This window comes from Paenibacillus phytorum, assembly GCF_013141715.1.
In the GTDB taxonomy this organism is placed as follows: domain Bacteria; phylum Bacillota; class Bacilli; order Paenibacillales; family NBRC-103111; genus Paenibacillus_E; species Paenibacillus_E phytorum.
In genome coordinates, this window is sequence record NZ_WHOA01000148.1 from 128,914 (window position 1) to 153,558 (window position 24,645).

Here is a 24,645-nt window from a genome sequence, read left to right on the forward strand (position 1 = left end):
TTATGATACATGTACAGCTTTTGTGAGGTTTTACGAACGTTCTCATTTTTGTTCAAAATACGCTTGTTGCATTAAAGTTGTTCAAAGTCTAAGTACATGTATGTGGGCATCCATGGTTACCGATGTTGTATTTTCTGCAACATTTTCCGCTTTCAAAGGCTATTTTTTAAGATGAAGTTGTATTTTGTACAACACTTTTAGTCCATTTAGGGAAAAATGACCTGTATGGGTCCAAAATGTTGCACGTAATACAACAACTTATCGCAATAGGCGCAATATCGGCTGCCATTGTTGTACTTTCTACAACATCAACCAACAAGAGTCTGGATCCAATCCTTCACCAACCTTTAAACAAGAAAAAACCACCATTCACTTCATGATCATGCCCCCCTAGAATTTTCATTGGTTTAACCCAGGGGTTTTTCCAATGCCTATTCTTATTGGGGCGCTTCACTTAATGAACAGTGGCCTTTAATCATCTACCTATTTTTTCACAAGAGTCAATTGCCATGTGACTCCAAAACGATCACCAACCCAACCAAACTTTTCACTAAATGGGTAGGCTCCTAATGGCATGAGCACGGTGCCGTCTTGCGCTAACTTCTCATACACACGATCAATTTCCTCTTCACTATCACATGTGACATACAATGAAATCGCAGGTGTAAAAGTGAAATCATGCTTCACATAGCTATCTATGCACATAAATACCTGTCCATGAAGTGAAAATGTGGCGTGCAGAACACTTCCCTCGGGGCCAGCCTCACCCGCTCCATAGCGCTTTATGGTCAATATCTCGGAATGGTCAAATAAAGACGTATAGAAATTCATGGCTTCCTCAGCTTGGCCAGAAAACATTAAAAATGTCGTTATTTTTTGATTTGATTTTTCCACGAACACAACTCCTTCCAATCAATTAAGTAGCCATTCTTTCATCTGTGATCCCATTCGTTTCGCATCCTGATACCCAAGCTCGTGCAGCGCTTCTAGTTTCTTTGGATCCTTTTCCATACGGCCTACTACTACTTTAGACGAAGGTCGTATAACGATCGCACTTCCATCTGCTTCCATTCGTTCAATGGTTTCTAAGGTTCCATTATAGATTTCGCTTCGATTGACAAGTACATTTACTAGACCGTTATAAGCCGGATAAAAGCTTTTAGCTAACCATCGCTGTTTAAATGGGGTCTTGCGATAACCTTTTTCTTTGGTTAGTACGATAACATGCTTTTTATTCCCGTCAGCAAGAGACTTCTTCACAGGAATCGGATCCACTAAGCCACCGTCAAATAAGGTTCGACCTTCATAATGAATGGGTGTCGCTACAAAAGGCAATGAGCTTGAAGCTTGAACAATCGGCATGGTTTGCTGCATGAGCTGATGCTTCGTGTAATAAATGGGTTCGCCTGTATGCGCATCGGTTGTACCGATAGCGAACTGCTGCGGCGAGTTATAGAAAGCATCGTAATCAAACGGCACCAGCTTATTTGGCAGCTCATTAAATATGAAATCCATCCCAAATATGCTTTTATGACGGAATAAATTGCGATAGCTTAAATATCGGTGATCCCTAATATAACCAATCGTTACTTTTTTATTACGCCCGGGTTGTTTGGAAATATATGAAACGGCGTTGCATGCCCCTGCCGATACACCAACCACATAAGGAAAATATAAATCCTGTTCCATAAAGTATTCCAAGACTCCTGCGGTGTATACGCCTCGCATACCTCCGCCTTCCAGTACGAGTCCAATTCCTTCCATGGCCACACCTTCTTTCTCTTTCTCTCTGTCTCTAGCCCCTTTCTAGCATACAGGAAATGTAAATTAAAAGAAATGCTCCTCCATCTCCGTAAAAGAGACAAAGAAGCAGATTTCATACCACTTTATTAGACGGATTCAGGAATTACCCCTGATAATCCACGTTTTTGGCGAATTTTACGGATGATCAGTCCATTGGTCGGCGACAATAGGAAAGCTTCGAATGAAGCCACTGTCGTGATCGACACCAAACCCATCAAAAGATAGTGGAATAACAAAACCAATCTTTATACGCAACACAAAAAAGCCCCTGTCCAAGGACAAGGGCTCCGCGTTCATTTAGGGTCTGGTCTTGCTAGTATGAGAAGGCTATTCAGGCAATTAATGCCATTAACGCTGTTCCTTGTAGAACTCTTTAATGACCAGAAACTCATCCAAATGCTTAATGAAGAGATCTACGATTACAGGATCGAAATGACGACCGCGTTCCGTTTTAAGCAAATCCATCACGCGATCAAGTTCCCAAGCTTTCTTATAAACACGATCACTGCATAGAGCGTCAAATACATCAGCTAATGCGGTTATACGACCATAGAGATGGATCTCGTCGCCGCGAAGTCCTTGGGGATACCCTGTTCCATCGTAACGCTCATGATGCTGCTGGGCAATGATAGCTGCAGCATTTAAGACTTGCTTGTTCGAATGCTTAAGCATTTCGTATCCAAGATTCGAATGGGTTTTCATAACGTCGAATTCTTCACTTGTAAGCGATCCAGGCTTATTTAAAATCGCATCTGGTATGCCAACTTTACCCACATCATGCATCGGTGAAGCTAAGCGAATGACTTCGGCTTCCTGCTCGGATAAACCATACTTGATGGCCAGTAAACGGGAGTATTCAGCAACTCTTTTTACATGGTGTCCCGTTTCCTTTGATCTCGTTTCTGTGATTTCGCCCATCGTATAAATAATTTCTTGCTGTGTGCTTTCCAGCTCTTCATTCAAATAAATATTTTCGAAAGCCACAGAAACATTCGCACAATAAATATCAACTAAATAATGCTCCCACTCGCTGAGTGCTTTGAATCCATTCATATAGATGACATTTTCCATCCCCATCTTACTTTGAAAATAAATCACAAAGCGATCTGATGCGAAGCTGCTTTTTTTGGAATGAAAGGCATGTTCAATCTCTTCGAGTACATCTGCAGGAACAACATCCCTTGCTCGTTCGTCTTGATTGGATGCATAATCTCCGCTCGCTGCTAGGATATAAATATCTTCAACACCTTTGGTAACAGCAAAGCTGCAATGTAGCGCATTTTTATGTAAGTTAACGATGGATGTCATTTGTGTTAAAACACCAGAAGCGAATTTCTTCATAGATTGCAGCTCGAATAGCGAAGCAGATGATTTAATAATCTCCTCCAGGCCTGATCTGCTTTTCTCAATTGTTTTAATATCACGATAGGAACGCAGCGCCGTTACCACTGTGGTGAACAGCTTCTGTGTTGTGAGTTCTGTCTTTTCTTTATAATCATTAATGTCATAATCCATGATGACCGTGCGTTCAGGCGCTTGACCTGGCTGACCTGTCCGCAAAATAATACGTATCGCCTGATTATTCAATTCTTCGCGTATGTACTTAACAATTTGCAGCCCCGCATCATCTTGCTCCATAACAACATCTAAAAGAACTAAGGAGGCATTCGGTTGTTGTTTCAATAGCTGTTTGGCTTCTAAAGCCGAATAAGCACTATGGAATTCCAGCTTCTTTCCATCAAATTCGAAATCTTGCAGAACCATTTTCGTCACTTGATGGATTTGTTTCTCATCATCAACAATAAGTACGACCCAAGGGTCTTGTTCGATCGTTACTTCCTTAGCTGAATCGGTCTCTTCTTCCTCAGCAAAAAGAAGCTCATCCTGGTCCATTAACCCATCTTGTCCTGTCATTGCACGGCCTCCTCCTCTTTCGGAATTGTAATGGTAAATAAACTTCCTTGTCCCAAGGTACTGGAACCATCGATGGTTCCATTCAGTGATTGTGTAACGAGATTATAGACAATATTCATCCCTAACCCAGTTCCGCCTTTGCCGCGGCTCGTCGTGAAGAAAGGATCAAAAATTTGATCTAGAACTTCTTGTGTCATCCCTTTACCGTCATCTGTATAGGCAAGGATAATATAGTCTTGATGATCTTCAACACGTATCGTTAAACTGCCTTCTTCTTCTAATGCATAAGCATGGTTCAAAGAATTCATAACTAAATTCGTAATAATTTGTGATAAAGCGCCTGGGTATGTGTAAAGCATCAGCTCATTATCGCAATATACATCTACTCGGAGCCTTGTTTTCTTGAGCGTAGGTTTCAAGCTTGAAATGATTCCCTCTAAATACTCTTTCAAGTGAAACGTGCGCTTTACTTCAACACTTTGATCAACAGAAATTTGTTTAAAACTGCGCACCAAGGAAGAAGCGCGTTCCAAATTGGTCTGCACCATGGCATTCGTCTCTTGGGTAATGGATAGGAACTGTTCAAGGTCAGACTTTTTCATCTTCCCAGTCTCATACAGGCTCTTAAATTCCTTCGTCTTTTGATCCAAATAACTAATTGCGGTTACACCGATCCCGATTGGTGTATTGATTTCGTGTGAAACCCCGGCAACCAAATTACCCAAAGCCCCCATTTTTTCCGATTGGACAAGGTGGTCCTGTGTCACTTGCAGCGTATTTAGCACCTGTTGAAGTTCATGGTAGCGCTCATCCAAATTTTTGACCATGTCATTAAAAGCTTCAGACACCTCAGCGATTTCAGGAGAAGCTTTGAACTGCAGTTTAGGAAGGTCTCCTCCTTGCTTCACAATAAGCGCGGCTTCACGAAGCCGACTTAACGGACGAATAACAATCCTTCGCAAAATAAGCCATAGTAATGTTGACATAACAATAGCAACACTAAAGCCCACAATCAGAATAAGTTTCGTTCGCTTTGTCAGCAGCGCGGCTTCCTCGGAGGAATCAAAAATAACTTCTACCGCACCTACAACAAGGCCATCCTCCTGAAGAGGCGCCGTTAGACGGACAACCGGTTTATCCGTTTCCGCCATAGGCACACGGTCAACAATGGTTTGATCCTGCTTAGGAACGACTACCCTAGAAAGAGGCATATGATTGCCAACTTCAGAACGATTGGAAGCCGCGAGAACAATGCCTTGTTTATCGTATAACTTCATTTCGAGAACACGCGTATTTTTGTATTGAATATAATCAAATATTTGCTGCACATCGGTAACGGAACGAGATTCTTCATAGCGTCCATTGATGGCAATTGTCATGCCGCTTATTTGACTCACATAGGCTTCTCGAATGGATTGATTTAAACTTATGGTGTCGAAGATCAACATGGTTGAGAGCATACTGACCGTAACAGCCGTTACGACGAAAACAATTCTTTTCTGTAAGCTCAATCTCTTTTTAAGAAATGGCATGGGTTGCTCCTACTTCACTTCAAACGTGATCGTCTTGCTTACATCGTAAGGTGTATGATCGTTATTATGTAAGGAAACTTTTAATTCGTGAGGGCCTTTGCTTAAATTCTCATATTTTTTTTCAGTAGTCGTCATGATTTCTTTTTCTGCTTTGTCCAAGGAAACATGCACGTGCCCTTCCCCTTGCTTGCGCTGTTGATCATAATGCTCTTTGGAAAGCATAAGGTCCGTTGTAATTCGAAGGGTTGCTGAATCTCCATTAACAGTGGTACTTGCCTCTAAGGTAGGCGTGAACGAATTTGCCGGTGTTGTATTGGTTTTGGATGATCCACATCCGGAAATACTTAGTGTAACAGCTGCAATTATACAAAAACCTTTCCATGTTCTCATCGTTTCATCCCCTATTTAGACCCTAATTGTCTAATCATGGCAAAAAAAAGCTATCTTCTCTAGCTTATGAATATTCAAGCGGTTTGTCCACTTTTATTTTGGAAACAATAGCCTTTTTGTACAATTGATTTTGTATTCGAAATTTTCTGACTTTTAATGTCGAAATATCATAAGTGCGCTCACATTTTGCGCTTCCCCAGGAAATAATTTCATTTCCCAAACGAAGAATGATTTCCCCAGTTTTGGAGCAATGTAGTAAAGTCGCTGTTCTTTTTTACCCATAACAATTATCCTTAGGAGGCATTCCCCTATGACAGAAACCCATCAGCATCAGCAGCCGCTTCAGCACGCCATTGACGCAGCAGATCATGCGATACTCCAAGCTCAAGACGCTGAGCATCAACTGCAAGTAGCCATTTCACAAGCAAACCCTCGCTCTATACAATCTGCAAATGCAGCTCTTACAGAGGCTAAGCAGCAAGTTCACGAAGCACATGAGCAGCTTCAAGCTTTTAATAACGATGAGTATGGACAGCAGATACAGCAAACCATGGAACAATTGACGCAAGCTTCACAAGATATCGAGGCCAATCAAGAGAAGTTCCATACCCCGAAGCAAATTCGATAAGACTATTATTCTCTGCAAAAGGTGATCGAAATTCGATCGCTTTTTCTTTTTATACGAACATTATGTTAAACTACGGAGGAAGGTTTTCAAGTTATTTGGGGAGGCACTACATTTCATGCTCGTTATCGGAATTGCCGGTGGTACCGGTTCAGGAAAAACAACAGTAGCTCGATCCATCATTACCAAGCTAGGGTCCACGAACGTGACTTTAATTTCACAAGATAATTATTATCTTCATCATAGTGGTCTGACTTTTGAAGAACGGGAACGTATCAATTATGATCATCCCCGTGCCTTCGAGAACGCCTTGCTGCTCAAGCATTTAAACGAATTGAAAAGCGGCAATGCCGTGGACATTCCTGTGTACGATTTCTCGCAGCATGCGCGCTCAGAAGAAACGATTCGTATCGAGGTAAAGCCGATTGTGCTGCTCGAAGGCATTCATGTCTTAACAGACGAAGAGCTGCGCGGCGCTTTGAACATCAAGGTGTTCGTTGATACAGACCCGGACGTCCGTATTCTGCGCCGCCTATCCCGAGATATTAATGAACGAGGACGTACGCTGCAATCTGTCTTTGATCAATATTTGACGACGGTTAAGCCGATGCATGACGCATTTATTGAACCGTCCAAGAAATATGCTGACATTATTATTCCTGAGGGCGGAGAAAATCAAATTGGCATTTCGATGTTGACTATTTTGACAGAGCGGTATATGACGGATCAAGCTGCGAGCTATGAAATAGGCTAAATGAAGTGCAAATGAAAAAGGACACCAAACCTAGTTTTTAGGTTCAGTGTCCTTTTCTCATACAGATTGACGTCGAAAAGTAAACCCAGATAGGGCAAATAAGACATAGATAAAGCTTATCAAGTAAAAAATACTGGCCGTGCTTATATAGCGTATAGCTAGTCCTCCCATTAAAGGGCCAGCTATACTCCCTAAACTGTACTGGATAGAAGCAAGTACATTCGCAGTAGGTACTAAATGTCTGGGCAGAATGTCTGCCGCATAGGCCAAACCTAGCGAGAAAAACGAGCCCACCATGCCCCCGGCAACACCGAAACAGAGTCCAATCAACCAAAGATTCGAGCCCGCGAACGGAATACACAGAAATGCAATGGAGCCAATGAGGCCACTCACAATAAGGATACTTCTCCGCCCCACGCGATCACTCCAAATCCCTAGCGGCAGCTGCATGATGAGACCCCCTACCCCCATGATGGGCAGCAGAACACCAATATTAGATTCCGTAAGACCTGCACGCAGCCCATAAATCGGAAAATTGCTGTTCATCGAGGCTTCCATATAGCCATAGAGTAAGGAGGTAATGAGCGGGAACCAAGCGATTGCCAAAACCTTTGAAGCACGCTTATGCACCGCCTCCACTTTGTCCAGTTGCTCTGGCTTCTCATTGGTCAACTGCAGTACAAGCGTCAGAACGATTAAGAAAAAGCAGCTGGTCGTCAAAAAGGGAACCCAACTTCCTGCTTTGAGCAAGGTAATTCCTATAGGTCCTAAGCTAAAACCAACGCCATAAGCCATGCCGTATAAAGAGATATTACGTCCTCTACGCTCTTTAGGGCTTGACGTAACGATCCATAACTGCGTCGCATAATGCAGGGCGCTATCCCCAATCCCTACAAGCAAACGAAGTACAAACCAAAAACCAATCTGCTGCCATACCGGGAACAAACAAGTTGCCATGATGACCAGTCCCATCCCGACCATGATGACCGGCTTATATCCGTATCTTCGCACAGGCCTTTCTATGAAGAACATCGTGGAGAAAATACCAATATAAAGCGCTGCCGCATTCAGACCATTGGCTTCCGTCGAAACACCCGAACGATCCAAAAGGATCGTTAGCAGCGGCAGGAGCATACCTTGACTCATCCCTGCCACGATAACGACCATAATTAATATGATTAATTTGTTACTAGCGATCCGTTGTTTAAGAGCCATTTCCAAAATCCACAACTTCCCATCTCTCGGCGTAATCATTCAGTTTACCATGGAGAGGGACATGGAATTGGTTAATGATGACGAGTCTTACTTTTTTTATCCATTCCTTGAAGGAAGGATACGTAACGAATAGATTCGCATACCGGTCACTCATGCACACAAAATGGGGAGCGGGCGTTTTATCCGTCAAAAATTTCAAAGATGTATCTATCGGTGTGTACTTCTTACGCTTCCCTTCCCACTTATCCAAGTCCAACTGAAGGGTGGTATCCACTTGTTCCAGAAGGCTTTCCAAATGCTTCACACGGGCATAATAGGGCAGCTGACAAGGTATATCCATTCTCCGAAGCGTTTCCTCATGCTGGGGATAAAAGATAGCTCGAACGAACTTCCTTTCCTCAGCCCATCTGGTAAAAGCGTGCAGTTCTGTCTCCGTCCAGTCTTCAAATGTTTCAAATAAAAAGACGGTTCCTTTATGAGTCTCCGCCGGAGGTTCGTACCCGAATGGTACTTTAATCTGATCTCTTGCCATTGCGTCCTCCTCTAGTTGTAATTTCTGTTGTCTGTCATTCCTTGACATATTGTAGCATACCCCACTAAGTTCCACGAAATCATTAGTCATTATTGGCTTAAGAACGCCTGTTGCGATATAATTTGTAAGTACCTATATTCAATTAAGGGAGACCTATAGAATGAGAGATCCAAGACTTCAAACTTTTGCCCGCAATATAATCCGTTATTCAGTAAGCCTTCAACCTGGAGAGAACATTCTAATTGAAATGATTGGAGTCAAAGACCCCGAACTCGCCAAATGCTTCATTGAAGAAGTGTACGCTGTAGGCGGTAAACCATTCATCGAGCTGCGTGATCCTGCAATCATGAGAAGCTTACAGATGACAGGTACGCAAGAGCTATTTACCCAATGGTCCGAATTTGAGCTTGCGCGGATGAAGCAGATGGATGCTTATGTAGCTGTCCGCAGTGGTGATAATATTACCGAATCGTCCGATGTACCCGATGATCAGATGCGGCTCTATTTGAAATACTTCCAGCGTCCTCTCTTCGACGAACGCATTAATAATACGAAATGGTGCGTCATGCGTTATCCGAATCCGTCTATGGCTCAGCTAGCCGGCAAAAGCACCGAGGCTTTCGAAGATTTCTATTTCAATGTATGTAATCTCGATTACAGCAAAATGGCAGTCGCTATGGAATCACTTGTCGACCTGATGAACCGTACAGACCGTGTTCGCCTTGTTGCCAAAGGAACCGATGTTAGCTTCTCCATCAAAAATATTGGCGCCGTGCCTTGCTCTGGCCTAAGAAACATACCTGATGGTGAAGTATACACAGCGCCTGTGAAAGACTCCGTTAATGGTGTAATCAGCTATAACACACCTACGATATATTCTGGCACTTCTTTTGAAAACATTGTATTACGATTCGAAAATGGACGTATTATTGAAGCTACCAGCAATGACACGAAGAAATTGAATGATATCCTGGATACCGATGACGGTGCTCGATATATTGGCGAATTTGCAATTGGCGTAAACCCGTACATCCAACATCCAATGAAAGATATTTTATTTGATGAGAAAATTGATGGCAGCATTCACTTCACACCAGGTCAAGCTTATGAGACAGCGGATAATACGAACCGCTCCTCCGTTCACTGGGATATGGTGCTTATCCAACGTCCCGAGTATGGTGGCGGCGAAATCTACTTTGATGATGTTCTCATTCGCAAAGACGGACGCTTCGTCATCCCTGAACTGGAAAAACTCAACCCAGAAAACTTAATGTAGTTAATTTAAAAAAGCAGCTGCTGCTTCCGACTAACCTCGGTAAGCCTTGGCTGCTTTTTCCATGAGATTCACAGGAAATAATAGGTAATGCCATTAACAAAGTGTGATTAACCAAGCCAATGAAATACCTGTTCAGGCGATTCATTAATGGATGGCAGATTAATTGGAATTAGCAATAACGTGTTGTCCTTCACTTGCTCATTATGGATCGTAGCCCATTTGGCAGGATTTATTTGAACCTCTGTGCCTTTAGGAACAAATTGAAATAATTGCTGCACATCCGGATTCGTCAGTCGTATACATCCCAACGATTGATCAGTGCCGATTGAGCTCTCATCGAATGTTCCATGAAGCGCGATCGCTCCAAGTCCCAAGCCGGCGTCCCCATAAACCTTTGCATGTTTCCCTTTGGGCTGCTGAACACGATCCATCACCCGGAAATCTCCTTGGGGGGTACTCCCGTTGGCGCCAAGTCCAATATCTTTAACCCATAGTAAATAGCTGCCGCTAACCAGTTTCAATTGATGTTCAGCCTTGTTGATTTCAATATGTACAGGCTCATAAGGGACTCGACCAACGCCTGCTGCATTCGCATAAAACATCTGCTCGACATCAGCCGCGCTTGAATCATAGACCCATCCCCCTCGCCCGTTAAACACCGTGGAAGTGTCATTAGAACTTGTGACCGCCTCTAATGGAATGAAACTCAAATAATTATTTGGATAATCTTGTAGGAGATCATTCAGATGAACGGGGGCCCTTCCATAATCTTTGCGGTACGATTCCAAAGCTGTACGAACTAAATTAGCACCAATCGCACTAAGCGGTTGGTGCTTTTCAAATTCGGAATTCAGAAAGCGAATTCTCACTGTGCGATCCGTCGCGGGATGATATTGAGCGATAACAATGGCGCTCTTCGTCAACTCATCATTCGTGAGAAGCATCGTTTTCCCTTTGTTCACGTTATCTTGTGAAACGATGCCATAAATAAGAATGCTGGAATTCGGCATCTCCTTGGCTAATTCCAAAGCCTGCTTATGCAGCGCTGTTTCAATATCTTCATTTTTGGTTTCTGGATCAATGTACATAATAAATGGGACATCCATCGTCTCATACGTAACGTCACTTCCAACGCTCCAGACTTTCATTTTCGAAATCGCTTTATAGACCGGGGCATCTCCAACAAACAAGAAGACTAACATCAAATTAAGTACAAAGAGAACGATAAGCATTGTTTTCATAAATGGAGGTAACAACCGCTTTTCAGCCTCTGGGAAAGCCTTTTGCATACTTGCTGCATGTTCCGCATGTTGCTGATCCAATTCACGAATAGCTCGATTAGCAGCAGAATAAAATGGCGATGGATACGTTCGAAGAACTTCTTTGTAATGAAAAATCGCCCTTTTCAAATTCCCTTTTAAGTGAAATTTTTGCCCGATCTTATAATGAGCTTCCGGTGAATTAGCATCAATATATCGGATCACTTTCTCATAATATTGTGGATCAGAAGGGCTAATGAACAAGTTCTTATGCAGATGAATTAGATTATCGTCGAGATGGTTACGAAATCGTTGGCTTCTGCGAATCATTCGGCTCCTCTCCGTTCAATAGAATAGCTTGTCCATTCTAGATGAATGATACAATTAGTATCTCTGATACATAATGTATCACGCTAAAGATAGAAAGACAACTATTTATTACCTTTTACCTTACTGAATGAACCATAATCATTTAGCAAAAGCTGAATCGACGGAGGTGATCAATCATGAGTGGAAGAAATAGTAAACCTAAGAACAATGGACCTGCAGGCAGCCCTTCTCGCTTAGATCAATTCGGAGAAAAAGCGGTACAACAAGAGAAACGAGAAGCTAAGGAACGAAACAAACCGACATGCTAGATGGATAGATGAAATTCACCGTCTCAGGTGAAATCTTCTGAGATTTAGGCTGTTCTGGTGTCTATAAGGATGTTTTTCATCGTTATGGCGGAAATTTCAGGTACTCCATGTACTTTAGCGATGAAATTCATCGTTCCAGCTGCCATCTTCAGAGGATTTAGGCTGAGCCGGCGACTATAAGGATGTTTTTCATCGCTATGGAGGTAATTTCTGATACTCCATGTACTTTAGCGATGAAATTCATCGTTACAGCTGCCATCTTCAGAGTATTTAGGCTGAGTCAGCGACGATAAGGATGTTTTTCATCGCTATGGCGGGAATTTTAGGTACTCCATGTACTTTAGCGATGAAAATTCATCGTTCCAGCTGACATTTCCAAAGTTCTTCCTAGACTGCCTCCTGTCCGATCACTGGTGCAGTCCAACACAACATGCAAAAAAGACGTTCCCACCACGCCAAACGTGGTGAAAACGTCTTTCCTTTTCTTAATGAGCCACTTGATTATAAGTCATAATCCAAATCGAACCGGCCACGATCGTCAGTAAGATGACAAGACCAAAGATCAGCGCCATGATATTCCAGCGTGCGTTCTCGCCTTCTTTCACATGCATGAAGAAGAACAATTGAACACCAAATTGTAGGACAGCCATGATGAGGATCAAGACAATTGTGCCTGTTTTGCTCAACATATGGTTCATGACGGCAACAAGTGGAATGATAGTCAGAATGATCGAGAGAGCAAAGCCAATGATATAAGATTTCAATGAACCATGAGCGTCATGGTTTTCATGTGAACCTGTATGCGGTTGACTCATCTTACATCACCCCCATCAAATAGACGACTGTAAATACGAAGATCCAAACAACGTCAAGGAAATGCCAGTACAAGGAAATGACAGCCACTTTGCGTTTGGTTACTGCTGTGATGCCGCGGCGTTTCAATTGCAGCATCAAGCCGACCATCCAGATCAAACCAACCGAAACGTGTAAGCCGTGTGTTCCTACTAATGCAAAGAAAGCTGATAAAAATGCGCTCGTACTAATTGTTGCACCTTCATGATTAACCATGCTAAAGAATTCCATTAACTCGAGCCCAACGAATGACGCTCCTAGAAGTACCGTTACAGCGAGCCATCCGATTAACTGTTTCATGTTCCCTTTGTGCATGCCAAGCACGGCTAAACCGCTCGTGAAGCTGCTGGTAAGCAAGATAAAGGTTTCCGCAATGATACCTGGCATCTTAAACAATTCTTCCGGGGTTGGACCCCCGTTCGTATTTTGATGAAGAACCATGTAAGTAGCAAATAAAGATCCAAATAAGATACAGTCCGTGATTAGAAATATCCAGAATCCGAACGTTTTGAGCGACTCGTGATCATGTTCATGATCGTGGGCGTGATGCCCACCTTGCGTAGCTGCATGTGCCATTATACTTTCGCCCCTTTCAATGCGGCTTCCGTACGTTTCACTTCATCAGCAGGAATATAATAATCCGTATCATAGCTGAACGAACGTGCAATCATCGTGATCGCGACCCCAATTAAGGCCGGAATCGTCAGCCACATCCAATTAAATACAAAACCAAATCCAGCGAAAAACCATAGAGCGGACATTAGGAATGGAATGGAAGAGTTCTTAGGCATGTGAATCGGTTCATACACAATCTTGGCTGGTTGCTTGGTAGATAAGCTTTGCTTCTGCTTTTGTTCCCACCATGCATCTGCCTCGTTTACTTCTGGCAATACAGCAAAGTTATAAATTGGAGCTGGCGAAGGAATCGACCACTCTAATGTTCGGCCATCCCATGGATCCCCGGATACATCCGGTTCTCTGAATTTAATCGAGTGGGCAATTTGCCATACTTGGAAAATGAACCCGACACCCATAAGGAAACCACCAACGGTTGATACGAGATTTAACGGTCCCCAGCCCATATCGAAATCGTACGTGTACGTACGACGTGTCATACCATCTAAGCCTAAGAAATATTGCGGCATGAAACAAACATAGAATCCAATGTTCCACAGCCAGAATGCCCATTTACCTAAGTGTTCGTTCAGCTTAAAGCCGAACATTTTCGGCCACCAGTAGTAAAGTCCAGCGAAGTAACCGAAAGCTACGCCACCAATTAAGACTTGATGGAAATGCGCAATTAGGAAGTAGCTATTATGGAATTGAAAATCAGCTGGCGCAACAGATAACAATACCCCTGTCATGCCCCCAACAACGAAACATGGAATGAAGGCAATCGTCCACATCATGGGAGTCGTAAAACGAATCTTACCGCGGAACATGGTGAATAACCAGTTAAATACTTTGGCCCCAGTCGGTATCGCAATCAACATCGTACTAATGGCGAAAAAGGCATTAACATTCGCGCCAGACCCCATCGTAAAGAAGTGATGCGCCCATGTGAAGAAGGACAATAAACTTATGATCAGCATGGCGAAAACCATCGATTTGTAACCAAACAATTTCTTTTTGGAGAAAGTAGATACAATTTCCGAGAAAATCCCGAAAGCCGGAACGACAACAATGTAGACCTCAGGGTGACCCCACATCCAGATCAAATTGATGTACATCATCGGATTCCCGCCGCCATCCAACGTGAAGAAATGAGCACCAAGGAAACGGTCAAGGAACAATAAGGCCAACGTCACTGTAAGGATTGGGAAAGCAAAGATAATCATAATACAGCTTGAAAATACGGACCATGTAAACATCGGCATCTTCATCAACTTCATGCCAGGCGCACGCATTTTCAAAATGGTCACGATAAAGTTAATTCCTGTTGCCAAACTACCGATACCGGATATTTGAATACCCCAGATATAGAAGTTCTGTCCGACGCCAGGACTATGGGACATTTCCGAAAGCGGCGGATAGCTAAGCCATCCTGCATCCGGTGATCCACCGATGACGAATGATACGTTGAAAAGCATAGCACCCCAGAAGAACATCCAGAAGCTAAGTGAGTTCAAGAACGGATAAGCAACGTCTCGAGCTCCAATTTGCAGAGGGACTACTATATTAAATAACCCGAACATCAATGGCATAGCCATGAATAAAATCATGATCACGCCATGCGTTGTGAAGATTTGATTATAGTGCTCTGCTTGTAAAAATTCGCTATTTGGCATCGCTAACTGCAGACGCATTAGAAGCGCATCCACACCACCGCGGAACAGCATCATGATCGAACAAATGATATACATGATCCCGATTCGTTTATGGTCAACACTTGTTAACCATTCACGCCAGAGCCAGCCCCACTTTCTGAAATAAGACAGCACGAATATCATAGCGATCATCGAGAGTCCGATACTAACCTGAGCACCCAGGATGAGTGGATCGCCCGTTACGAAAAACTCTGATGCAAATTGCTTTATTTTATCCAACATGAGCAGATCTCCCTTTCTCAAAAACTTTGATCGATCATTTTGTCATTTTCATTTGACTGTGATCATTATGGTTCATAGGGGCATTTTTGTCCGTTGATTGAGGCTTACTCGTCTCTTTCACGGATTCTGTACTGCCATGACCACTGTGAATGGATTGACCATTCGTATATTTCGTTACAATCTTTTCGAAAAGACCATCAGGCACTGAGGAGAAATATTGCACATCCGACTTCCCAGGCTTTGCTAATGCTTCATAGCTTTCCATCGTAAGTTTTGTCGGTACCTTTTTCGTTTTGGCTACGAAAGCATCGAAATCGCTCTGAGATGTCGCATTCACATCGAACGTCATATCTGCGAAATGCTCACCGCTGAAATTCGCTCCCGTCCCGAAGTAATGCCCGATTTCATCGGCTTGTAAATACAGCGTCATCGCCATACCTGACATCGTATAGATCTGTCCACCCAACTGCGGGATCCAGAACGAGTTCATCGGAGCATCAGAGGTCAGCTCAAATTTAATCGGTGTATCCTCTGGAATTTGCAAATAGTTGACTGTTGCTATGCCCTGCTCTGGATACGTAAACAACCATTTCCAATCCAGTGATGTCACTTGAATGGTGACGGGTGGTTTATTGGATTTCAACGGCTTAGAAGGCTCCAGTGCGTGCGTATAACGAATAGTTATGACAGCCAAGGCTACAATAATAATGATGGGAATTGACCACCAAACGATTTCTAAGGTCGTGCTGTGCGCCCAATTCGGCTTATAAGATGCTTTATTGCCTTCTTTATCACGATACCGCCAAACGATCCATGCGGTTAGCGCAAGTACAGGAACGAGGATTACCGTGCATAGAATAGTGGAAATCACAATTAAATCTTTCTGTTCTGCACCCACAGGTCCTTTGGGATCCAGTACCATAGCTTGATTACTGCAGCCTGCCAATAAAACAATGATGGCGACCATCATGAAGGGCAGCATAGCTTGTACGAGTGTTCTCTTCTTCATCCTACTTAACCTCCCTATCAACAAATCTGATCTATTATCAAGATATCATCTCGTTGATAAAAGTACACTGTCGCAAACGCAACTTAACAAATACGTCAAAGGATCGACGTTTTACTGTAAAACAAATGTCACAGAACGTTTGTTGACTATTATAAAAATGTATGAAAACACATGAAAATGAAAAAGCCCTTCAAGTTGTCACTTGAAAGGCTTTTTAACTGCTCTTAAAACATTGAAATCATTCATTCTTTGAAGCTGCACGTGAATGCACCAAGTGAATTGCTGTCCGAATGACATAGATATGAACACTACCTACCATGAAGCCAATTCCAACCATCAAAGAAGCATTGCGATCACTAAAATGATCCATATTCAACAAGCTTAATAGTAATCCTATGCCTAGCAAAGCCCATGCCGCTATTGTCATCATCTTGACTAGTGGCATCACATCGCGCTCACTGCGTTCATTACTACTGATCAAAACAGCTCTATTTGCCATAATTATCACTCCAAACCTTCAATGTAAGTGCTTTATAAACATAGTATATCACAAATCCAAAATTTGTTCATATTTTATTCACACGTTGATCAAAATTTGGACAAAATAAAGTACGTCAAATTCACAATTAAATTCACCTTGACTTCAATCGGATTATGTGGTATAATAAAATATTTGTTTGACAAAATAGATCCATTCTAGGTATGATAGCACTGTTATTTCACTATCATTTCTCTTTGGAGGGATTCAAATGCGGATTGCAAACGGTATTTATATGCTTGAACTGTCAGTTCCTGTCATGGGGCGTATCGATGTCATACACCCAACCCTTTTTTCCGATGAAGAAGGCGCCATTTTGGTGGACACCGGATATCCTGGTTTATTACCGCTTATTCAGAAAGCCATGGAGGAACATAACGTTCCATTCCGTCACTTGAAGACGATTATTATTACCCATCAAGATATAGATCATATTGGAAGCTTACCAGATTTCATAAGCAAATCTCCGCATAAGCTTGATATCCTTGCCAGTGAAATTGAGAAACCTTATATTCAAGGTGAGAAGATGTTGATCAAAATCACCCCAGAATCGATCGAACAAGCGGTCGCTAGCTTACCTGCGGATATTTCACCGGAATGGCGAAAAGCTTTTCGATCGGCTTTGGAGAATCCGCCTAAAGGTCCGGTCAATGACATTCTTGATGATGGACTCGAACTTGCGGGCTGTGGAGGGATTGTCGTCATACATACCCCGGGTCATACTCCGGGACATGTCAGTCTGTACCACAAACAGAGCAAAACATTGATTGCGGCTGATGCCTTGGTTGTTTCAGAGGGTCAACTTCTCGGACCCATACCGGAGTACTCTGTTAACTATGAGTTAGCGATGCAATCACTTAAGAAGTTCAGCGAATACGACATCGATGCTGTTATTTGTTATCACGGCGGATTGTACACAGACAACGTAAATCAACGTATTGCTGAATTGGCAGCTTCTTCTATCTGAATTATCACCGTTTTGTTTACAATCGAAAAAGCAGGCTGCCACAAATGGCAACCTGCTTCTCATATGTATGTCCTGCTACTTCAATAATGTGTAGCCTCCGATAAACGGAAGTGGTTTTACTTGGCCTTGAGCCGCAGCAACAATACCTAGAATGGCTAAAACAAACACGGCCAAATTCGCTAAAGGCAATAGAATCCAACCAATAACCGGAATGATACCCAAAACAACATTCACGATGACAGCGGCCAGTAATAACGTAAGACCTTGGTTAGCGTGATACCATGCAAACTTTGAATCCTTTGCAGCGATGAGCGGGATAAAAAACAAGATGTATGCAATGATGGCCATTCCCTTATTACTTTGAATATCCGAAGAATCATACATAGACGGCACCTCTTTCTTTTTCTCAAAGTATACTATTCCATTATATTCGGTGTTTTCCATCTATTCTATTGAATTTCACACATTTTGAAAAAATTATTTTCCAATTACACGCGATAACCCAGAAGCCAATCCAATTGCTTCATTTGGACATCATCAGGAAGAAGTCTAAGCACCTGATTACGCAGCATAATAGCAACCGGATTACTCATTTGCACGATGCGTGCCATTCGTCTAGATTGATGCACAACTTGATTGGTTCGCGGTTTTCGATTACTTTCATAAGAATGAAATGCAGCTGCCACGCTGCTTAATGAAAACATTGATATTCCCTCAAGAAATCTAGCTAATACCAGAGCATCCTCCATCGCCTGTGCGCCTCCTTGCCCGAGATTAGGCAGCATAGGATGAGCCGCATCACCCAGCAGTGTTACTCTCCCTCGGCTCCATCTTTCAAGTGGTTTACGATCATGAATGTCATGCGTTAATATGGACCCCTCATCGGTTGACTGGATAGCCTGCTCAATCGGGTTATGCCAGCCCTCAAATTGCTTAAGAACGTATTCCTTCTTACTATCCACACCTGTCCCTGGAGCTGCGTTGATTGCTGCAAACCAAAAAACTTGTCCCTCGCCAATCTGGGAAAAACCGAATCGTCGTCCTCTCCCCCATGCCTCAAATCCTCCACCGATCTCAGGAATATATCGCTTATCCAAGAACGTAGTAATACCTCGGAAAGCTCTAAAACCTGAATATCGCAGCTGTTCAATGCCAAATAATAGATGAGCAACTTGTGAATGAATGCCATCTGCACCGATTAAGACATGTCCGGTATCTTCTGTTCCATCATCAAAATGGACAACAACCTGATGCGGATCCTGTTCAAAAGATATCAGCTTTTTATTCAAATAAACGGTTGTTCGTTCATTTAGTTGTTGAAATAAAATCATTTGAAGCTTAGCGCGATGAATAAGGTAGCTATAAGTTCTATATTGAGCAGCTTGCTTCGAAACAGGAACTGAAGTAATCGGTTTACCATCCCATGAGCGAATTTCAGCCATGCCAACTTTAGCGCCTGCTACCCTCACTTGTTCATCACAGCCAAGCTCCGTTAATACATGCATGGCATTCGCAGCTAATACAATTCCGGCACCGAACTCGGATAGCTCTTTCTTTTTCTCGTAGATGACAACTTCCCAACCTTGCTTTTGTAAGAAAAGCGCTGTCGTTAATCCACCAATTCCAGCTCCAATGATAATGGCTTTCCTAGTAGTAGCTAAGATATTATTCACGCTGCCCTCCATAACCAACAACCATTTCCATCTACTGTAACATAATCCAGTCCAGACAAAAACCTCCTAAAACCAATGGTTAAGGAGGTGCGTTATTATGAGGGTATGAAGTTTATATTATGTTATGTTGCAACTAATTGTTGTTTAACCTCAACGATCTCAAGATTCGAGAAAAATCGGCTTAACTTCATCATTTTCTCATTTGCTGCCAATTTAGAAAGTGGCGGGCACATAGGCTTTCCTCTGTAACATACGATAAATAACAAACTCATCACCTACTCTTCCATTGAAGAATTCACATCTTTGCCTGATACATAATGTATCATACAATAATTTTACTTGAGATACAACAAATAAAGATAAATACCGTCATATTTCGATAGTATATGTAATTTCACAGGACTTTATAACCAAATGAAAGTAAAAAGGAAAGATCTAGAACAACTTCAATGTCTAAACCCATTTAAACTCCTACATAATTCGAAAGACCCCCTCGGTATGAGGGGGTCTTTCGATATTTCCATATTAAACGATGACTAATTCGGAAAGCTTGGCACGTACCTGCTCAACTAATTCGATCGCATCTTCGGAACGATTCACAACATCAACACGATCCATATCTACAATCAACACCTCAGAGGCATGATAATGATTCATCACCCAGTCATCATAACCTGACCAAAGCTGCCGATAATAATCAACTAAAGATTGATCTTGCTCGAAGCTGCGTCCCCGCAGTCCGATGCGGTACATAACCGTTTCGAAGGAAGCTTTTAGATAAACCATGAGGTCCGGCGCTTTCTTAGGAAGCTCGGCAAGCTCAGACATCATATTGTCCGCAAGCCCCTCATAAACATCAAATTCCAGCTGTGAAATACGACCTAACTCCCGATTCACTTTGGCAAAGTACCAATCCTCATAGATACTTCTATCCAGTACATTTCGATTATGTACTAACGCTTGTTTAATTGCCTTAAATCTTGTATTCAAGAAGTGCAATTGAAGTAAAAACGGATATCGCTTCTTCTCAATTTCTTCCGGAGTTGCCGTATAAAAAAGCGGAAGTATCGGATTATCATCGACACTTTCATAATAAACATTTGAATTTAATTCTTGTCCAAGCAAAGTCGATACAGATGTTTTACCTAGACCAATCATTCCCCCAACCACGATCACAGCCATTGACCCCTTTCTCCTTCTGCCCATTCCTAATTAACCGTCAGTCAATTCTTGCAAAGCTTCCCTATTATACAAGGAATTCATAGTGGTGGGAACCCTATTTTTTTACCTTTATCTATCGTTTTCTTCTTCTCTTGTAATCCGCTCAATGACAGCGTGAAGATCATCTGGTCTTAGTAATTCTACTGGTGATACGCCTTTTTCAAAGTGTAAATAATCGCCTTCAATCAGGATGACATACCGTTCACCTTGTCTGGCAATGTGAACCTTGCGCCCATAATCGGCAAGCTGCGCCTTCACACTGATATGATCAAGCTTGATGCGCATTTCCAGATCCGGCTTCTGCTGGGCCAAATAATTGGCGGCATCCATGACCTGCGTCGGTGTCCACTTCTCCTGAAGCTCGCTCTTTTCACTGGCTGCCCAGATTTCCAAATCCTTTTCTTCCTGCTCACGTTCCTCAGGTTTATGCTCATAGTCTCTCTCTAACTGCTGCTGAACGAGCCCTAGTACTTGATGATGCAATATTTCTGGCATGGACTGCTCATATTCTACATATTTTAGGAAATCCTCAAAGTAACGAGCATGTGAAGCTTGGTGAATTTTGAGCTCTGAAGGTTCTAACATGCCTTCCTCAGGCATAAACGGATATTGGATCGATTTCATGTTTTTCGCATTGATCGCCATTTCCACTTGATTCAATAAGCTCTTTTCATCGGTTATTCGTGCAATTTTGGGCTCAAAATCACATTTTAGGATAAATACAAATGGATCATCGAAATATTGATTAAGCTTCGCGCTTGCGACAAGAAAAGCTCCGCCCCTGACCGCGCTTGTGTTCAGAAAAGCATTCAAAAGTTCATCACTGACATTAAGAAAGTCCTGTTTGTTCTCTGCATAGCGCAGACGCGCGAATAGATTATAATTCGGATTGCTTTCTAATTAGAAGCCTGGCTCAGTAATGAAACGCCCTATTTTCGTAGGCACCTGCTCAGCTCTCGGGTTACGCTCTACTTTGCGTTTAGCGATTCGCGCGAACTCACCATCTAGGAATTGTTGTAAAGCACTGTCTTCATAATCGTTCTCGTCCAAAGTCTGATAATGGCGATAATTTTTAGCCGATGCCGCGTCGGCACCTTCCCCTTGGATCACGAAAAATGATATATATTGAACTGCGAATTTCATGCTGATTCTCCCTGTCAATCATATTCAAAATTGCACAACTTTGATTGTACTTGGTATAAAACCGAAACGCTACAAAAAAATAGGTACAGTTTGTGATTGTTTGTAAGTTCATGCTGTCACTAGTAATAAGCGCTGCTTTTTCAAAATAATAAGACAGAGGTGTGAAGATGATTTACGGAACCAAACTACTGGAAACAGATACAGAAATTTTCATTGCCGCTCTTACAAAAACACCTGTTTATGTTTGGTCGTTAGATTCATTAGGCGTTTATTATCAGGTAAATTCGGGTTTTATCGTAAAATATACACCTGATGAAGTACAAATTCATTGTGAACAGGACTCCTCGATGACCAAATGGCATTCCAGAGAAACGAATGAATTTAGTATCCGTTTTTAGAAATGAATAAACCGCCAGTTCCTGTTACTTGACAGGTCTGGCGGTTTTTACATTCATACTATTCGAATTCACTCATGTCCTTACTTATCGTCTGCGTCGGCAAAAACACATCAATTATGGTTCCTTCTCCAATTTGGCTCTGAATCGACATTGTGCCTTTGTGCGCTTCAACGATCTTGAAACACATCATTAGACCGAGTCCTGTACCCTTTTCCTTCGTTGTATAGAAAGGTTCACCTAATTGCTTAACCCGCTCCTCTGGGATGCCGCATCCATTATCCTGAGTCCTCACTCGGATCATCTCGCTGCCCTGCATGGAAACGGTAATCTTAATTTGTCCATCTTTCGTTATGGCTTCAATCGCATTTTTCACCAAATTAATAAACAATTGCTTAAGATGCATCTCAGAACAAATGAACTCCGGAATATCAGACTCAAACTCGAGCAAAAGCTGCACATTGCAAAGATTAGCCTGTGTATCCAACAGCGCAATCACGGTTTGTAATATATTTATCAAATCACTTCTTTTGTATTGAATAGCTTCCGGTTTCGCAATGACGAGGAATTCGCTAACGATGAAATTAATCCGATCCAGTTCGGACAGCATGATGTCAAAATAGTGCTGTTTCCCCTTCATATCGTTCTGCAGCAGCTGTAAGAAGCCTCGGAGTGACGTGAGCGGATTTCTAATTTCATGAGCAAGCCCTGCTGCTAACTGGCCTGCAACAGATAGTTTATCCGATTTACGCAACAATTCCTCCGTTCGTTTCCGTTCAGTAATATCTCGCGTAATACCAGCGAACCCGATAATCTCGCCCTTCTCATTCTTAATTGGCGTTTTGGTCACACTTACATGAATGAGCTGTCCATCTTTACGAACCCGAACAGTCTCTAACCCCGAAATTTGATTACCTGCTTTCAATAGGTCCTGAATTTCTTTATGATGCTCTTCCAAGAAATCTGGATATATGGGCAATAGTTGGTTTAGAAGCTCATCCTGATTCCAGCCAAATACTTTCTCATAAGCGGAATTGACAGAAATAACCTTAAACCGTTGATCAAGTACGCAGATGGCATCTGTTGTATTATTAATAAAAGATTCCAGCAGCTCCTTCGTTCCTCTAAGCTCCGTTTCCATCTGTTTACGTTCCGTAATGTCCACACAAGAGCCGATCACTTCAACCACGCGGCCATTTTCAAAAATGGGACGTAAAGATGTCAAATACGTAATCCCCCGGAATGTGGCTTCATACATGACATTTTCTTCCCCGCTCCATGCCCTGCGGTAATACTTATCGATATTGGAAGCCATATAAAATGGCCATATCTCGTATAAGCCGTTGCCAAGGATATGCGATGGTTTATAGCCGAGTCTATACAGAAGTTCACCATCACATAAGGTATGAATGAATTTCCCTCGCATTTGTCTGAACTTCATGGTCATTCCTTGCTGTCTGCGAACAGTGTCATGCAGGTCCTGCTGCGCAACTCTCAATGACTCACGGTCTTTATTATGCTGGGTGATATCTCTAGCGATAATATAAACGCCTTCCGTTATCCCATTCACAATAATCGGCACATTTTTTAAACCTAATTCAATCTTATCGCCACTCTTATGCGTAACCCGAAGCATGTAATTATCCGTCTGCAAGAGCACACTATCGGTCAGGTATTCTGCTTGATCTTCTTGTTCCCAGAAATGATGGATGGACTGTCCCACCATATCCGTTTTCGTGTAACCCAAAATCCGTTCCATAGCAGGATTCACACTTAAGATCAAACCATTCAAATCACTTGTCAAGATCCCCGCTGGATTATGCTCAATTAATGAATTATACCGCTGTTCACTCTCCGCAAGTTTACGTTCCATCTCGGACTTTATCGAGAGATCTTTCATCTGGGCCATATAATAAAGAGGTTCATTATCAGAGTTTCTAATTAGTGAAATCCCGCATTCCACCCTTATAATTGTCCCCTCTTTTGACTTCATTCTTTGTTCGATCTGAAAAGAGCGCAAATCCCCGGACAACAATTGCTCTAAGTGTCGAATCAGTTTGTCGTTCTCTTCGGACAAAAAGATCGTAGTTATATCCGTATATAATAATTCTTCTTCCGAATATCCAGTTATCGCGCTAAGGCTGTGATTCATTTTCATCCATTGACCATTGAGCGAAATAATCGCCATGCCCATCGTTGTGAATTCGAATACCGTGGCAAATGACGGTTCCGTTCTCGAAAGCATATCCATTCATTTATCCCCCATCTTAAACATACATGGATGGTTTCCATCATCAAATGTTTGAATTCGACGATGTAAAGATTATTCCTCCCGTAACAGCTCTTGGTTGATCAAATAG

The 24,645-nt window shown here is 42.4% G+C and carries 24 protein-coding genes and 1 pseudogene; 6 read left to right on the plus strand and 19 right to left on the minus strand.

The window, feature by feature from the left end; genetic code table 11:
• Positions 1-483: 483 nt before the first annotated feature.
• The 6 genes from GC098_RS23020 to GC098_RS40910 form a co-directional block, all read right to left on the minus strand.
• The gene (locus tag GC098_RS23020; RefSeq protein ID WP_171645547.1) at positions 484-894 is read right to left on the minus strand and encodes a VOC family protein; all 411 of its coding nucleotides are present in this window, start codon (positions 892-894) and stop codon (positions 484-486) included.
• Between the two features lie 18 nt (positions 895-912).
• On the minus strand, positions 913-1,764 hold the full coding sequence (locus GC098_RS23025; protein WP_171645548.1) for a patatin-like phospholipase family protein: 852 nt from the start codon (positions 1,762-1,764) through the stop codon (positions 913-915).
• A 387-nt stretch (positions 1,765-2,151) separates the two neighbouring features.
• On the minus strand, positions 2,152-3,717 hold the full coding sequence (locus tag GC098_RS23030; protein WP_216625389.1) for a DUF3369 domain-containing protein: 1,566 nt from the start codon (positions 3,715-3,717) through the stop codon (positions 2,152-2,154).
• Positions 3,714-5,249, minus strand: coding sequence for a sensor histidine kinase (locus GC098_RS23035; RefSeq protein WP_171645549.1), 1,536 nt, complete (start codon positions 5,247-5,249; stop codon positions 3,714-3,716). Before GC098_RS23035 ends, GC098_RS23030 begins: the two co-directional genes overlap by 4 nt.
• 9 nt (positions 5,250-5,258) lie before the next feature.
• Complete coding sequence (locus GC098_RS23040) at positions 5,259-5,639, minus strand: hypothetical protein (protein ID WP_171645550.1); 381 nt, start codon at positions 5,637-5,639, stop codon at positions 5,259-5,261.
• 153 nt (positions 5,640-5,792) lie between these two features.
• Positions 5,793-5,921 carry a hypothetical protein gene (locus GC098_RS40910; RefSeq protein ID WP_281367113.1) on the minus strand — a complete coding sequence of 43 codons (129 nt, stop codon included), beginning with the start codon at positions 5,919-5,921 and terminating at the stop codon, positions 5,793-5,795.
• Positions 5,922-5,949: 28 nt separating this feature from the next.
• On the opposite strand from GC098_RS40910, the gene GC098_RS23045 reads away from it, so the two are divergent.
• Together GC098_RS23045 and udk are read left to right on the plus strand one after the other, a co-directional pair.
• Complete coding sequence (locus tag GC098_RS23045; protein ID WP_171645551.1) at positions 5,950-6,267, plus strand: hypothetical protein; 318 nt, start codon at positions 5,950-5,952, stop codon at positions 6,265-6,267.
• Positions 6,268-6,382: 115 nt separating this feature from the next.
• Positions 6,383-7,018: a uridine kinase gene (udk, locus tag GC098_RS23050; protein ID WP_171645552.1), complete on the plus strand. Its 636-nt coding sequence runs from the start codon at positions 6,383-6,385 to the stop codon at positions 7,016-7,018.
• Positions 7,019-7,075: 57 nt separating this feature from the next.
• Here the strand turns inward: udk and GC098_RS23055 are convergent, their stop codons facing one another.
• A complete protein-coding gene (locus GC098_RS23055; protein ID WP_171645553.1) occupies positions 7,076-8,233 on the minus strand; it encodes an MFS transporter in 1,158 nt (385 codons plus the stop codon).
• Positions 8,223-8,765, minus strand: a complete 543-nt coding sequence (locus GC098_RS23060) for a hypothetical protein (RefSeq protein WP_171645554.1) — start codon at positions 8,763-8,765, stop codon at positions 8,223-8,225. Before GC098_RS23060 ends, GC098_RS23055 begins: the two co-directional genes overlap by 11 nt.
• A 160-nt stretch (positions 8,766-8,925) precedes the next feature.
• Here GC098_RS23060 and GC098_RS23065 point away from each other — a divergent pair, with 160 nt between their 5' ends.
• The gene (locus GC098_RS23065; RefSeq protein ID WP_171645555.1) at positions 8,926-10,041 is read left to right on the plus strand and encodes an aminopeptidase; all 1,116 of its coding nucleotides are present in this window, start codon (positions 8,926-8,928) and stop codon (positions 10,039-10,041) included.
• 107 nt (positions 10,042-10,148) lie between these two features.
• On the opposite strand, the gene GC098_RS23070 is transcribed toward GC098_RS23065, so the two are convergent.
• Positions 10,149-11,630, minus strand: a complete 1,482-nt coding sequence (locus GC098_RS23070; RefSeq protein WP_171645556.1) for a L,D-transpeptidase family protein — start codon at positions 11,628-11,630, stop codon at positions 10,149-10,151.
• Positions 11,631-11,806: 176 nt separating this feature from the next.
• On the opposite strand from GC098_RS23070, the gene GC098_RS40915 reads away from it, so the two are divergent.
• Positions 11,807-11,938 carry a hypothetical protein gene (locus GC098_RS40915; RefSeq protein WP_268618802.1) on the plus strand — a complete coding sequence of 44 codons (132 nt, stop codon included), beginning with the start codon at positions 11,807-11,809 and terminating at the stop codon, positions 11,936-11,938.
• A gap of 485 nt (positions 11,939-12,423) precedes the next feature.
• On the opposite strand, the gene cyoD is transcribed toward GC098_RS40915, so the two are convergent.
• The 5 genes from cyoD to GC098_RS23095 all read right to left on the minus strand — a co-directional run bounded on the left by cyoD (position 12,424) and on the right by GC098_RS23095 (position 16,847).
• Positions 12,424-12,753: a cytochrome o ubiquinol oxidase subunit IV gene (cyoD, locus tag GC098_RS23075; RefSeq protein WP_047677705.1), complete on the minus strand. Its 330-nt coding sequence runs from the start codon at positions 12,751-12,753 to the stop codon at positions 12,424-12,426.
• 1 nt (position 12,754) lies between these two features.
• Entirely contained in the window at positions 12,755-13,366 is a 612-nt protein-coding gene (cyoC, locus tag GC098_RS23080) for a cytochrome o ubiquinol oxidase subunit III (protein ID WP_171645557.1), read from the minus strand.
• Entirely contained in the window at positions 13,366-15,339 is a 1,974-nt protein-coding gene (locus GC098_RS23085) for a cbb3-type cytochrome c oxidase subunit I (protein ID WP_171645558.1), read from the minus strand. The genes cyoC and GC098_RS23085 overlap by 1 nt, the downstream gene beginning before the upstream one ends.
• A 34-nt stretch (positions 15,340-15,373) precedes the next feature.
• The gene (gene cyoA / locus GC098_RS23090) at positions 15,374-16,348 is read right to left on the minus strand and encodes a ubiquinol oxidase subunit II (RefSeq protein ID WP_171645559.1); all 975 of its coding nucleotides are present in this window, start codon (positions 16,346-16,348) and stop codon (positions 15,374-15,376) included.
• Positions 16,349-16,586: 238 nt separating this feature from the next.
• A complete protein-coding gene (locus tag GC098_RS23095; protein WP_171645560.1) occupies positions 16,587-16,847 on the minus strand; it encodes a hypothetical protein in 261 nt (86 codons plus the stop codon).
• A 250-nt stretch (positions 16,848-17,097) separates the two neighbouring features.
• Here GC098_RS23095 and GC098_RS23100 point away from each other — a divergent pair, with 250 nt between their 5' ends.
• A complete protein-coding gene (locus GC098_RS23100; RefSeq protein ID WP_171645561.1) occupies positions 17,098-17,853 on the plus strand; it encodes an MBL fold metallo-hydrolase in 756 nt (251 codons plus the stop codon).
• 75 nt (positions 17,854-17,928) lie between these two features.
• Here GC098_RS23100 and GC098_RS23105 read toward each other — a convergent pair whose 3' ends face one another.
• The 4 genes and pseudogenes from GC098_RS23105 to GC098_RS23120 all read right to left on the minus strand — a co-directional run bounded on the left by GC098_RS23105 (position 17,929) and on the right by GC098_RS23120 (position 21,890).
• Positions 17,929-18,237: a DUF4870 domain-containing protein gene (locus tag GC098_RS23105; protein ID WP_171645562.1), complete on the minus strand. Its 309-nt coding sequence runs from the start codon at positions 18,235-18,237 to the stop codon at positions 17,929-17,931.
• 104 nt (positions 18,238-18,341) lie between these two features.
• Complete coding sequence (locus GC098_RS23110; RefSeq protein ID WP_312880286.1) at positions 18,342-19,526, minus strand: FAD-dependent oxidoreductase; 1,185 nt, start codon at positions 19,524-19,526, stop codon at positions 18,342-18,344.
• A gap of 525 nt (positions 19,527-20,051) precedes the next feature.
• A complete protein-coding gene (locus tag GC098_RS23115; protein ID WP_171645564.1) occupies positions 20,052-20,708 on the minus strand; it encodes a deoxynucleoside kinase in 657 nt (218 codons plus the stop codon).
• 108 nt (positions 20,709-20,816) lie between these two features.
• Positions 20,817-21,890 (minus strand): annotated as a pseudogene (locus tag GC098_RS23120) (DUF3900 domain-containing protein).
• A gap of 167 nt (positions 21,891-22,057) precedes the next feature.
• Between GC098_RS23120 and GC098_RS23125 the strand changes: the two are divergent.
• The gene (locus GC098_RS23125; protein WP_171645608.1) at positions 22,058-22,288 is read left to right on the plus strand and encodes a hypothetical protein; all 231 of its coding nucleotides are present in this window, start codon (positions 22,058-22,060) and stop codon (positions 22,286-22,288) included.
• Positions 22,289-22,346: 58 nt separating this feature from the next.
• On the opposite strand, the gene GC098_RS23130 is transcribed toward GC098_RS23125, so the two are convergent.
• Positions 22,347-24,536 (minus strand): PAS domain S-box protein, encoded by a 2,190-nt coding sequence (locus GC098_RS23130; protein WP_171645565.1) that lies wholly within the window; start codon positions 24,534-24,536, stop codon positions 22,347-22,349.
• Between the last annotated feature and the right edge of the window lie 109 nt (positions 24,537-24,645).

What these genes read in the sequence shown, in the direction of transcription:
- GC098_RS23025 (WP_171645548.1), bottom strand. Translation starts at nt 1,764, where the DNA reads ATGGAAGGAATTGGACTCGTACTGGAAGGCGGAGGTATGCGAGGCGTA.
- GC098_RS23030 (WP_216625389.1), bottom strand. Translation starts at nt 3,717, where the DNA reads ATGACAGGACAAGATGGGTTAATGGACCAGGATGAGCTTCTTTTTGCT.
- GC098_RS23035 (WP_171645549.1), bottom strand. Translation starts at nt 5,249, where the DNA reads ATGCCATTTCTTAAAAAGAGATTGAGCTTACAGAAAAGAATTGTTTTC.
- GC098_RS23040 (WP_171645550.1), bottom strand. Translation starts at nt 5,639, where the DNA reads ATGAGAACATGGAAAGGTTTTTGTATAATTGCAGCTGTTACACTAAGT.
- GC098_RS40910 (WP_281367113.1), bottom strand. Translation starts at nt 5,921, where the DNA reads ATGGGTAAAAAAGAACAGCGACTTTACTACATTGCTCCAAAACTGGGG.
- GC098_RS23045 (WP_171645551.1), top strand. Translation starts at nt 5,950, where the DNA reads ATGACAGAAACCCATCAGCATCAGCAGCCGCTTCAGCACGCCATTGAC.
- udk (WP_171645552.1), top strand. Translation starts at nt 6,383, where the DNA reads ATGCTCGTTATCGGAATTGCCGGTGGTACCGGTTCAGGAAAAACAACA.
- GC098_RS23055 (WP_171645553.1), bottom strand. Translation starts at nt 8,233, where the DNA reads ATGGCTCTTAAACAACGGATCGCTAGTAACAAATTAATCATATTAATT.
- GC098_RS23060 (WP_171645554.1), bottom strand. Translation starts at nt 8,765, where the DNA reads ATGGCAAGAGATCAGATTAAAGTACCATTCGGGTACGAACCTCCGGCG.
- GC098_RS23065 (WP_171645555.1), top strand. Translation starts at nt 8,926, where the DNA reads ATGAGAGATCCAAGACTTCAAACTTTTGCCCGCAATATAATCCGTTAT.
- GC098_RS23070 (WP_171645556.1), bottom strand. Translation starts at nt 11,630, where the DNA reads ATGATTCGCAGAAGCCAACGATTTCGTAACCATCTCGACGATAATCTA.
- GC098_RS40915 (WP_268618802.1), top strand. Translation starts at nt 11,807, where the DNA reads ATGAGTGGAAGAAATAGTAAACCTAAGAACAATGGACCTGCAGGCAGC.
- cyoD (WP_047677705.1), bottom strand. Translation starts at nt 12,753, where the DNA reads ATGAGTCAACCGCATACAGGTTCACATGAAAACCATGACGCTCATGGT.
- cyoC (WP_171645557.1), bottom strand. Translation starts at nt 13,366, where the DNA reads ATGGCACATGCAGCTACGCAAGGTGGGCATCACGCCCACGATCATGAA.
- GC098_RS23085 (WP_171645558.1), bottom strand. Translation starts at nt 15,339, where the DNA reads ATGTTGGATAAAATAAAGCAATTTGCATCAGAGTTTTTCGTAACGGGC.
- cyoA (WP_171645559.1), bottom strand. Translation starts at nt 16,348, where the DNA reads ATGAAGAAGAGAACACTCGTACAAGCTATGCTGCCCTTCATGATGGTC.
- GC098_RS23095 (WP_171645560.1), bottom strand. Translation starts at nt 16,847, where the DNA reads ATGGCAAATAGAGCTGTTTTGATCAGTAGTAATGAACGCAGTGAGCGC.
- GC098_RS23100 (WP_171645561.1), top strand. Translation starts at nt 17,098, where the DNA reads ATGCGGATTGCAAACGGTATTTATATGCTTGAACTGTCAGTTCCTGTC.
- GC098_RS23105 (WP_171645562.1), bottom strand. Translation starts at nt 18,237, where the DNA reads ATGTATGATTCTTCGGATATTCAAAGTAATAAGGGAATGGCCATCATT.
- GC098_RS23115 (WP_171645564.1), bottom strand. Translation starts at nt 20,708, where the DNA reads ATGGCTGTGATCGTGGTTGGGGGAATGATTGGTCTAGGTAAAACATCT.
- GC098_RS23125 (WP_171645608.1), top strand. Translation starts at nt 22,058, where the DNA reads ATGATTTACGGAACCAAACTACTGGAAACAGATACAGAAATTTTCATT.
- GC098_RS23130 (WP_171645565.1), bottom strand. Translation starts at nt 24,536, where the DNA reads ATGGATATGCTTTCGAGAACGGAACCGTCATTTGCCACGGTATTCGAA.